The organism is Sporobacter termitidis DSM 10068, assembly GCF_900130065.1.
Lineage (GTDB): Bacteria > Bacillota > Clostridia > Oscillospirales > Oscillospiraceae > Sporobacter > Sporobacter termitidis.
The window spans coordinates 304,826-316,929 of sequence record NZ_FQXV01000003.1; the positions used below are offsets into that span (position 1 = coordinate 304,826).

The window sequence follows — 12,104 nt, forward strand, 5'->3', positions numbered from 1 at the left end:
CGGGCAAAACAGGGATATTGGGACTTGTTGACAACGAAAAGCCGGTGTGTTATGGTTCGGGCAGTGAAGGTAAAATTCACTGCCACACTCGGCAAAAGCTTAAACGCCGCGCCGGGCGGCTTTGCAAAGACGCCGATGGCGTTCATTTTTCGCTCGGATGTTAGTCTCATCTAACAGCAAATCTTTTTGGAGGTCCCCATGGCGAAGGCTATATACATCACACTGGGTTTCTTATTCCTGTTTCTGGGAGCCATCGGCGTTGTGCTGCCGTTTTTACCCACCACCCCGTTCCTGCTCGCGGCCGCGTTTTGTTTTGCCCGCGGCTCCGCGCGCTTTCACCGCTGGTTTACGGAGACAAAGCTATACCGGAAGTACCTGGGCGACTATGTAAAGAAACGCGCCATGACGACCGCGGCAAAGCTGAAGGTCCTCGCAAGCGTGACGGCATTGCTGGCGCTCGGGGGCTTCCTCACGCACAGCCTGCATGCGCGAATCGCCATGGGTGTGGTTCTGCTTGGACACTATTATTATTTTCTGTTCAGGATGAAGACCATACAGCCGGAAAAGCCCGCTTCCGCCCGAAAAAGACTTTGGGATTTGATCGGCGGCGCGCGAAAGGACGTGGCGCTGACCGTATTGTTCCGATGGCTTGCGCTTTTGGGCAGTATTGCGGCCACGGCCTCTTTTGCGTATCTGCTGCAAAAAGGCTTCGCGCAGGTGTTTTCTCCGGCGGTGCTCCTTATACCGGCGCTGGTTTTTGCCGCGGCCATTGCTTTTCGTTTTTTCTGCATTCGGCTCGGGACGGAATTTTCACGCCGCACCTCGGCGAAGGTCAAAAAGACGCTGCGCGCGCAAATTTATGACAAGCTTTTAAGCCTTGGCCTGTCTTACAGGGAAAAGACCTCGACGGCCGCCGTCGCGCAGATGTCGGTAGAGGGTGTGGAGCAGCTCCAGGTCTATTTGAGCGGCTTTCTGCCCCAGCTTTTTTACAGTGTGCTGGCCCCGGTCACGCTGTTTTGCCTCTTTGCTCTTTTCAACCTGCGGGTGGCGGCGATCCTGCTGGCCCTTGTCCCTCTTATCCCCCTGTGCATGCTGCTGATCGGGAAAATTGCCGGAAAGCTGATGAAAAAGCACTGGGGCCAGTATACCGACCTCGGCCGCGGTTTTCTGGAAAGCCTCCAGGGGCTGACCACTTTAAAAATTTATAACGCCGATGAAAAAAGGCACGAGGCGATGAATGCGTCCGCCGAGGGGTTCCGGAAAATAACGATGAAGGTGCTGCGTATGCAGTTGGGCTCCGTCACGGTGATGGACCTGATCGCCTACGGCGGGACGGCGCTGGGCGTCTGGGCAGCCCTGTCGGAGGTCTCCGCGGGAAATATGCAGCTGTGGGGCGGCGTTCTGGTCATTCTGCTTTCTTCGGAGTTTTTTCTCCCGTTGCGCCTGCTGGGCTCCTTCTTCCACTCCTCTATGAACGGCCTCGCGGCGGCTGAGGACATCTTCAGTCTTCTGGACAGCCCCGAGCCGGAGCAAAAAACCGACGCCGCTGAAGCCTTCGACATCCGGCTTACCGCTTGCGGCTTTGCGTATGAACCGGGCCGGTCGGCGTTGCAGGAGCTGTCCTTGACGTTGCCGGCGGGCAGCTTTGTTTCCGTTATCGGGGAATCGGGCTGCGGCAAGAGTACCCTGGCGAATATCCTCTCGGGAACCTTGCAGAGCTATACAGGTTCCGTACTCCTCGGCGGGGCGGAGCTGTCCGGGATGAGCGGCGAGAGCATCAGGCGACGTATTGCCCTGGTAGAGCACAATTCGTATATCTTTAAAGGTACAGTGGCCGACAACCTGTCCATGGGCTGCCCCGGGGCATCCGACAAGGCTATGTGGGATGCGCTCCATAAAGCGGGCCTTGACGAATTTGTCATAGCCGAGGGCGGGCTCGGCATGCCGCTTCGGGAGGGCGGTTCAAATCTTTCCGGCGGTCAGCGCCAGCGCCTCGCTATGGCGCGGGTTCTGCTATACGATGCCGACGTCTACATCTTCGACGAGGCCACCTCCAACATGGACGCGGAAAGCGAGGCCTGGATTATGGAAACACTGTACGCACTTTCCGAAAGCGGGAAAACGGTGATTTTAATTACCCACCGCATGGCGCTGGCGCGCCGGAGCCCGAGGATTCTCGTCATGAGGGACGGCGCGGTGGCGGGCATCGGGACGCATGACGCGCTGTACCGTGAAAACCCCTATTACGCCGGGCTGTTTGACGTCCAGCACAGCCTGGAGCATTTTGAGGAAACAACGGAGGGCGTTTTATGCTGAAAAATCGGATATCTGTTATAACGCGGCTGACCGCGCTGATCGGACGGCTGCTGCCGGCACTCCTGCTCAACGTGGGGCTGGGGGTTCTCGGTTATTTGAGCGCTTCCTTCCTGCTCATCCTGGCCGCGCGCGCCCTGCTTGGGGTTATCGGCGCCGGGCTTCAGGCATCCGCTCCCCTGTTGCTTGCGGCCATATTTCTTTGCGCGCTTTTGCGGGGTGTATTGCGATATTTTGAGCAGCTTGCCGGCCACTATATGGCCTTTAAGCTGCTGGCCGTATTGCGCGACAGGGTATTTTCCGCGCTCAGGCGGCTGGCGCCCGCAAAGCTTGAGCAGAAGGACCGGGGCGAGATGATTTCCGTCATCACGAGCGATATCGAGCTTTTGGAGGTTTTTTACGCGCACACCGTGGGCCCCGTGGCCATCGCGCTGCTGGCGTCCGTCCTCATGGCGGTTTTTATCGGCGCGCAGCATATCGTTCTGGGTTGCGTCGCGGTGTTGGCTTACCTGTCCGTGGGGGTCCTGATCCCCGTGCTCAATTCCCGCGCGGGAAAAGCGCAGGCTGCGGCGTATCGGGAAAGCTTTGGCGCGGCGAACAGTTTCTTAATCGAAAGCTTGTACGGCCTGTCGGAAACGCTGCGCTTCGGCCGCGGCGAGGACCGGGAACGGGGCATGGAACGCATCACCAACGAAATGGACGACAGCCAGGCGCGCCTCAAGCGCCTCGAAGGGCTGACCTCGGCCGCCGCCGACGCGCTGGTACTGTTCTTCTCAGGGGCGGTCCTCTGCGCCGGGCTATGGCTGATGCGGGATGGCCGGATGGATTTCGCGCAGGTGCTGACGGCAACCGTGGCAATGACGAGCTCCTTCGGTCCCGTCGCCGCGCTTTCCAGCCTGTCGAACAATCTGCCCAACACCATGGCCGCCGGAGAGCGGGTCCTCGACCTGCTTTCTGAAGAACCGGAAACGCCGGAGGTCACGGTGGGCGCTGCGGTACGATTTTCCGGGGCCGCTTGCAGGAATGTCGGGTTTGCCTATGATAAAGAGGACATCCTCCGGAACATCAGCCTGGTGGTCCCGGAACATGGGATCACCGGAATCTGCGGCAAAAGCGGCTCCGGAAAATCCACGCTCTTGAAGCTCCTGATGCGCTTTTGGGACGCGGACTCCGGACAGGTCCGCATATCCGGCGAAGACATCCGGGGGATCAATACCGAGTGCCTTCGCCGGATAGAGAGCTATGTCACGCAGGAGACCTTTTTGTTCGAGGGGACGCTTCTGGACAATATCCGCCTGGCCAAACCGGAAGCCACCCTGGCGGAGGTGGAGCAGGCGGCGCAGGATGCCGGAATCCATGCGTTTATTCTGTCCCTGCCAAGAGGCTACGAGACGCGGCTGCATGAGCTGGGAGACGGCATTTCCGCGGGAGAAAAACAGCGCATCGGGCTTGCCCGCGCGCTGCTGCACGGGTCGCCCTTTTTGCTCCTTGACGAGCCCACCAGCAATTTAGACGGTCTGAACGAGGCTATTATCATAAAATCTCTCAGAACGGCCGCCCGGACGAAAAGCATTATTCTGGTATCGCATCGGACATCCACGATGCGTGCCGCCGATTCGGTTTATTACATGGACGCGGGACGAATGAGCTGAGCGGTACGCGGCATGAACACTCAAGGGTGAGGTGAAAATGAATCTTACGCCGAAACAGCTGCAATATCTCTTTTACATCGATCACTTTAAAAACAGCGGCAGGCTCATATCCGACCTGGCCGAACAGCTTGGCGTGACCAAGGGCGCGGTATCCCAGGTGCTTGATATTCATGAAAAGCACGGTCTGATCCGCCGCCGTGCGGACGGCCGCGTTGTTCTTACTGCCGAGGCGGAGCAGGCCATCGCGGAGCTGAAGGAGAAACACCGGTTTATTTGCCCCTTTTTCCGCACAATGCCGAATCTGGACGACGCGCTGGCTGTCAAATGCGCGCTGCAATATGTATGCTGGATGCCGCGGGAGAGCGTGGACGGCCTCGTGCAAAACCTTGCCGAGCGGGAACGGTTCAATTGTCTGCGCTGGGATATGGAGGAGAAAGCTCCGGATATGGACTTCCCATTTCCCGACGGAAGCTATCAGGTTCCATTCGACGTGTACAGGGCGGACAGCAATGTCCTCTCCATGGGTGACAAGGGCTTCGTCAAGCCGGCCAGAATGGACGTGATGGACGGCAGGGGCACGATCACGCTCAAATCCAAGGAGATTCGCTACAGGAGCGGGCCGGAAAAATACTTCCGCGGGAAATTGACCCGGCTCAGCTGCCTGTGCGGCAGCGATTTTGTCCAGATCAGGTCAAAAAACAGCGAATATACCATACCACTTCACTACATCCGGAAGCTGAGCCTGACGCCGGGCGGCACACTCTGCGCCACGCTCCGGATCAAGGCTGAGGCCAGCAGATGTGTCTCCAACATGCCCATAAGCGAAGCGGACATCATGTTCAGGTTTGTGTAATCCGCCGATTTTTATTTTTCCTTTCAGCGGCATGTTTAGTTACCTAAACCTTGGGTTTGAACAAGCCTGTCCCGGAACCCAGGAAAATACAGGAAAAACGAAGCGATTGATATCCACGGCTGTGGAAATGTGCCGATTTGCCATAAAAATGCCGTGATTTTAGCCTTGTTGACAACAAAAAACACCTCTGCTATATTGGAGTCATGGTCCAGGCATCAGAGGCGGAGATTGATGCGGCGGCTGATTTTTTAGCCTCCATTGTTAGAGTGTTCTAACTTTCTGAAAACAGTCCTCACCTCAGGACCTGACTGCTCCGGAGCGGAAGATGCGCCGTACATATCAACCATCAGCTCTGCATGCCATCATGACGCGGCGAAACACCGTTTTCGCCTACACGCAGGGCTGGCTCCCGCCGGCCCGACTTTAGAAAAGGAGTATCTCAAATGATAAGAACAAAAACAAGATCCATCAGCAAAGTGGCCGCGATTTTTATGTGTGTCGCCATGTTGTTCTCCGTTATGGCGATCTCCGCCAGCGCGCTGGACGCGGGAACGACGTATACCCCGGTCTTAACGACCGGCGCGCCCCACCCGATCGATATTTTTGCCGGTGACGCCGTTGTGGATCCGGACGACGTGGTCACGATCGAGCTGCAGCCCATGTCCGTCGGCACTGTGACCGGCGAGGTGGTCGGCGCCGTCAGCAACACTTCGGGCTATACCGCGGTGGTCAGCGGCGGTTATCTGATTGTCACCAGCCCTGCGGGCATCGCGGCGGAGGCTTTCTCGGCCAGCATCACCTTCACGATCGCGCTCAGCAGCGGCGCCCATATGCCCGCCACAGGCGTGCTGACCCTTGCGTCGTAAGAATCACGGTAAATAACCTCGTCAAACAGCGAGGGGGGCGGCAAAATATATTGCCGCCCCCCGCCTCTTGCAGGGTTGATTATCTATAGTCAAGTATTAAGGAGAAAAATTATGCACATAAAACGGTTTATTTCATGGACGCTCGTCCTTGTGCTGCTACTGGGCGCGGTTCCGGCCTACGCGGCGGAGGGCGGGATAAGCCCGCTGTCCCTGTCGGTGTCCGATCCCGCAGGCGGCGGACCGTACACCGTGGGCCGGGAGGTCACGGTGAGCGTCAGCGCGCCGGAGGGCGCCGAGCTCTATTACACCACGGACGGCGCCGCCCCGACCGAAGAGTCTCCGGCCGTATCGGGCTGTGCCATCAACGTCTCCGCCGGGGAGCCGGGGACCGTCACCGTTAAGGTACTGGCGGCAGTCCCGTCGGTTGACGATGGGCAGGCCGAGGCGCGGGCCTACATCGCGTCCATAGACCTGCCGTTCGAGGCGCCCGCCCCGGAGGACGACGCCGGGCAGCCGGGGGAAGAAGCCCCGCCCGCCGAGCCGCAGGCCCAGCTGCTCCAGCCGCTGGGCCCGGAAACCGCGCCGGCTCTTTCGCTGGACGCGGTGCAAAGCGTCTGCGGGCTGGGTGACACGGCCAGCGTAACGGTCACCGCCACCGAAGGCGCGGCGGTGTATTACACCGTTGACGGAAGCGACCCGACGAAAGACAGCACGAAGTGCGAAAGCGGCGCCATCCCCGTCACGGCGCCCGATGCGGCGGACGGCGGCGCGGTGACGGTTAAGGCCGTCGCGATTTCGGGCGAGGGCGACGCCGTGTCGGCCATCGCGTCCAAAACCGTTTCCTTTTACCGCACGGCGGAGGTGCCGGATACATCTGCCTTCTCTCTGGCTGTGGGCGTAAATACATATTATTTTGAGAATCCCCAAGCGGCCTTTAACGCGGTGAGTGACACGAACCTTTCCGGCGACATGACGCTGAAGGTTTTAAAAGATACCGAGTATACCTATGAGGTAAATTCAGGCAGCAGCGCACATCTCTTTTTCAGTGGGACCGGCGGCGCCGTGACGCTTGATTTAAACAAGCGAACACTGACGATGATTGGAAACCGCACAGGGGGTGCCGTCTCCGTCAGATTTGCGGCACCATCCGTCAACATTATAGACAGCCAGGCCACCGGAAGCGCAACGGCGGGCACGCTGGATGCCGGCTTGCTGGATGTACGGAACGGAATACTCTCCGCCACTGCAACCGATGGCATTCAACAGTTCACTATTCAAGATGTCAATTTGAAGCTCTCGGGAGAAAAGGTAACCAACGCTGTCTCCTCAAATATAGAAACCGAGATTGACAACGCGGTGATTGAGCGAGACAACGCGGGAACAAGTACGAGCAATACCGCTGTGGTCTCCCTCACCTCAAGCAGTAATATTTATTCGATTTCTGACAGCGTGCTCCAAAACAACGGCGGAATGGGCGTCTCCATGTCCGGTGGGGTAACGTTTACCCGAAGCATCATAACAGCTGCGACGACCGCGCTGTCTGTAACCGCCAGCAACAACCCCGTAACCGTAAACGGCGGCCGGTATGAGGCCGGGACATACGCGGTTCAGTTTGGAACCAACGCAACAAACAGCGTCGTTTTGGAGGATGGCGTATTTATCGGCGCGCTGACTGTTGTCAAGGCAGCCTCGCAGCTCGAAATACGCAACGGTTATTACCAGGGCGCCTGGACCGGCAACGTCACGGCGCCGCACAGCGTTGCGCAAGCGGTGACCGAAGGAGAATACGCGGGCTTTACCAGGTATACCATGCGCCCCGACCACACGGCCACGGTTTCCCTGGACGCTGCCGCAGGCGCCGCCACCGTAGCCCAAGGTACAGGTGCACAGACGGTATACGAGGGCGAGGAGATCACCTACACCGTGGCTTGTCTGGATGATTACGAGGTAACCAAAATCACCTATACCCCCGCGGGAGGCGGCGCGCAGGACATCCCCCTCACGGAAAATCCAAATTACACGGTCAGCGGGACGACCGCCTCCTACACCATGACCGTTCCGGACAAGGACTATGCGCTGAGCTTCAAGGTGGAAGAACGTGCGGCGGGGTCCGACGTGGCCTCCGTCGGCGGCACGAAGTACAATTCGCTGTCCACGGCCATGCTGGCACTGCATGACGGCGGAACGCTGACCCTCCTGAAGGATGCTGCCTACGGGAGCGTGCTGACCTTTGCCCTGAATAATGTGACGCTGGACCTCAACGGCCACGCGCTGACGATAAACGAGGGAGCCGACGTTTACGGCATCAATGTAAGCGCCGGTAAGCTGACCGTGGCGGACGGCGTTGGGGGCGGCCGGATCTCCTTCGGCGGCGGTTACGGCGTGGATGTGAGCGGTACCGGCACGCAATTCGAGCTTTCCGGCGGCACGCTGAAGGACATTTCCGCCGCGATAAACGCCAGGGTGATACGGGGCGGTGCCACAAACGGCGGTAAAATCACCATATCCGGCGGCCGCGCGGAGGGCTTAACGGAATTAGTCTCCTATACGCAGTGCGGCCTTGATATGACCGGCGGCGCACTGGCGGCGGCAAATATCGGATCGGTCATCGCGCACTACAGCAACGGTCTGGTCAATATCACGGGCGGCACGATTTCCTCGGGAGCGGGGCTGATCACCGAAAGCTCCACGGATGTGATCTGCGCGAGAGGCAGTCTCGGCGCGGGCGAAATCCTGCGGATCATGGGAGGCACCATCACCAGCGACAACATTCTGAGCCCGGTCGCTGTTCCTTCCGACAGTGCCACCGGCACCATCAACATCGGCGGCAGCGCAAAGCTGATCGCCAATCAGGGCGCCGCGCTGAAGGTGAGCGGCAGAGGCAGCGGCTTTTCAACCTCCGTTATCGTCAATATCGACGGCAGCGCGATGCTGAGGGGCACGGCCGGCGCGGTCCAGATCGCGGAAAACGTCAATATGCCGGCCATCCATGTAAACGGCGGCTATTTCGCTGGCGGCAATGGGAGCATCCCGATTTCCGATACCTATTGGGTCACTTTCCCGACAGGCTTCGTGCTGAACACGGCTTCCGCGCCGGAGGGAACTTACGCGGGCTATTACACTCTGGCCACGAAGGAATCCCTCTCGGGCGTGAACCCGAATACCAACGAGCCGTATACCTACCAGAACTATACCGGCAACGGCATCGACGGCGGCGGTTTAAATCAAATTCTTGAGGAGGCGCTGCCGATTTTCGATGCCGGCGCCGGTACATATCCCGCTGAAACATGGTCGGCGTTCACGGCCGCATACAACGCGGCACTGCGGGTCAGGGATTTGAACCGCAACGCCAACCAGACGGAAATCGACTACCGCGCCGCCGGGCTTGTCCTTGCCATGCAGGCTCTGGAGAGCTCGGCTGCCATCGACCTGTCCAAGCTGGCCGACGGCGAATATCAGATTGACATTCAAATGTACAAATATGACCGCAGCGGCCCGTCCATGGCCGCCGGCAGCGTCAATGGTCCGGCAACCTTGATTATTCAGGATGGGAAGGCCACGCTGAGTGCGCACTTCAAGCCCACATATCAACTGGGCCTGTGGGGTCATCTGCTGCAGTTCTGGGTGTTCAAGGGCAGCACGCCCGCCCAGGCCCAGGGAAACTGGGTAGACCCTGAAAACAACGAAAAACGCGTGGAGGCCACGCTCAGCCATTTCTATAAGGCGGACGGCTACAACATGACCTACCGCGAGGACGCAGAAGGTGTGGACGGCTATTCAGCGGCATACCCCTTCCCGGGCACGGCGACATTCCCGATCCCCTACCTGGGCACGGATACCGACTACAGCACGCTGTATTGCCGTGTCGGCGTGGACGCCATGAGATCGATCGCGGCGGAGGGCAGCACCGGCGACGCCAACGTGCTGATGATCCTCAAATACAGCACGCTGACGCCGGTCAGCGTCAGGCCCACGCTCTCCCTCGATACCGCGTCTGTTTCGCTGATCGCGGGAAAAAGCGCTCCCCAGACCGTCACCGGGGCGCTCAAGAACGCGGACGGATACGCCCTCAGCTGGGAAAGCAGCAACAACAGCGTGGCGACCGTGACGCCGGGCAGCGGCAGCACCGCCGTCATCACCGCCGCGGGCGCGGGGACCGCCACCATTACCGCCAGGGCGGTCAAGAGCGGCGCGGACCCCCTGACCAGGACCGTCACCGTCACCGTGGCGGCTTCCGACAAGGCACCCGTTAAGGTAGATACTGTGACGACACAAGGCTCCACCGCCACCGCCGTCCTCACCGGCGACACCCTGGTAACCTCCGGGCAGGATGAGAACAGAGTGGACGTGGACGGCGCGGCAATCGTCATAAGCGCCAAGGTCCAGACGGGCGGGGAAAACGTCGCCGTCTCCAAGGTCTTGCTGCCCGCCGCGGCGGTCCGGGCACTCGCCGCCGCCGGCAGGCCGGTCACATTCCAGGCCGACGTGGGCGCCGTGACCTTCACCGGCAGCGCCGTGGCTCAAATCGCGGCCGCGGCGGGTTCCGGGAGCATCACGCTCACCGTGGCCAAGGCCGCCGCGCCCGGCAGCAGCCTGGGCACCTTCACGGCCGCCTATGAACTCCAGCTGAACACCGCCGGCGGGACGGCCGTCCTCTTCGCCAACGGCCAGGCCACGGTGTCGGTGCCAAACAGCGACAGCGGCGTCAAATACGCCTATTGCATCCGGGATGGAAAACGCGTCGAGCGTCAGGCGGTTACCCTGGAGAGCGGGTGCGCCAGCTGGACCACCAACCACTTTTCCAGCTGGGCCCTGAGCGCCAATGAATACAGTGTGGATACCGGCACCGGCGGCGGAGGCGGCGCTGGCGACTACTTCCTGCTCGACGGCAACTATTATGTGAGCATCAACCTGTGGAAGGCGGGCGGCGTTGACGAAGTGTCCATGGGCGACGTGGCCTTCAGGAACAACAGCCGGGCCCTGGTCACCGTGAGCAGCGGGAAGATCACCGCCGTTCAGATCGCCACCAACCCTGTGGACGTGGATCAATATCACAGCGCCATCATCCAGTTCGCGGTGACCGGCGCCGGCGTGAACATTCTGGAAACCGGTTCCCTGACCACACAGCCGGCGAACAAAAACTACAGCTATATCAAGCGCATCAGCTTCACCATGCCCGGCGCGGGCCAGCCCGACATCGCGGACGCCATTACTTACGTTGATGTGCGGTTCAAGGTGCCGGACACCCCCATGGACGCGGCGGTGGGCGACACTCTGGACGCGCGCCTGAGATTTCTCTGGAGCTCCGCCACGCCCACGAGCGACACCGTCCTGACGGCGAACGACAGCACCGCCAAGGGCACATCCTCGCTTACCGGCGATGAAATCAAGGATGTGGAGCGGACTGACCCTGCCACCGGCATCAAGCTCAGCACCGACACCAACCGCGTCAGTGACACAGCTCAATTCTCCGTGACCAAGCTCGCCTCCGGCAGTGACTTTGAGACCGCGACAACCGCCATGAACGGCATTGCGGACGCCTGGGAGCTTTATAAAATCGTGGTCACGGTGGACGGCAAGGAAACCGCCCCGGAGGGCGCTGTGACCCTGTACTTCCCTTGCGGCAAGGAGGGGCTCACCATCTACCGTATCAATGCCGACGGCACCAGGACCGCCCTGAAGGGCACGGTGCAAGACGGTTATTATGTCCTGAGCACCAGCTCTCTGGGCCTGTTCTCCATTATCGGCAAGGTCACAAAGACCGGCCTGCTGGACAAATTCACCGATCTGAGCGACCACTGGGCCAGGGATTACATCGCCGTGGCGGTGGAGAGAGGCCTGTTCGACGGCACCTCTGAGACGACCTTCGGCCCGGATGCGTCTATGACCCGAGGCATGTTCGTTACGGTTTTGGGCCGTCTGGCCCAAGTGGACGTCGACGCGGCAGAGTATCAGGACAGCCGTTTTGCCGATGTGGAGCCCGGCGCCTGGTACGCCCCCTATGTGGCCTGGGCTGAAAAGAACGGCATTGCATCCGGGACCGGCGAGGACGCCTTCAGCCCGGAGCGCGCCATAACCCGGCAGGAAATGGCGGTCATGCTCGAAAGCTATGTGAAGATTGCGGGCATGACCCTGAAGAGCAGCCAGGCCGAGAGCTTTGACGATCAGGCTGACATCGCGCCCTGGGCGAGGGATGCCGTGGAGGCTTTGGTTAAGGCCGGTCTTCTGAACGGCGTGGGCGACGGGACCTTCGCGCCGGCGAAAACCGCCAGCCGGGCCGAGGTCGCCGCGCTGCTGGCCCGCTTTATTCAGGATTACGGGCTTTAAGAATGACAGTTCGGCGGAAACAGGAGCTGGGAGGGGCAACTCGCCTCCCGGCTCCTCCTGCTGAACGGAATGTCCGTATCAAGGCGAGGCAAG

The 12,104-nt window shown here is 60.1% G+C and carries 5 protein-coding genes; all 5 read left to right on the plus strand.

The window, feature by feature from the left end:
• Positions 1–198: 198 nt before the first annotated feature.
• Positions 199–2,316, plus strand: a complete 2,118-nt coding sequence (locus BUB60_RS06715; protein WP_073076977.1) for a DUF454 family protein — start codon at positions 199–201, stop codon at positions 2,314–2,316.
• Positions 2,310–3,965, plus strand: coding sequence for an amino acid ABC transporter ATP-binding/permease protein (locus tag BUB60_RS06720; protein ID WP_073076979.1), 1,656 nt, complete (start codon positions 2,310–2,312; stop codon positions 3,963–3,965). Before BUB60_RS06715 ends, BUB60_RS06720 begins: the two co-directional genes overlap by 7 nt.
• 37 nt (positions 3,966–4,002) lie before the next feature.
• A complete protein-coding gene (locus tag BUB60_RS06725; protein ID WP_073076982.1) occupies positions 4,003–4,818 on the plus strand; it encodes a MarR family transcriptional regulator in 816 nt (271 codons plus the stop codon).
• A gap of 443 nt (positions 4,819–5,261) precedes the next feature.
• Complete coding sequence (locus BUB60_RS06730) at positions 5,262–5,684, plus strand: hypothetical protein (protein WP_073076985.1); 423 nt, start codon at positions 5,262–5,264, stop codon at positions 5,682–5,684.
• Positions 5,685–5,795: 111 nt separating this feature from the next.
• Positions 5,796–12,011 (plus strand): S-layer homology domain-containing protein, encoded by a 6,216-nt coding sequence (locus BUB60_RS06735; protein ID WP_073076987.1) that lies wholly within the window; start codon positions 5,796–5,798, stop codon positions 12,009–12,011.
• Positions 12,012–12,104 lie beyond the last annotated feature (93 nt).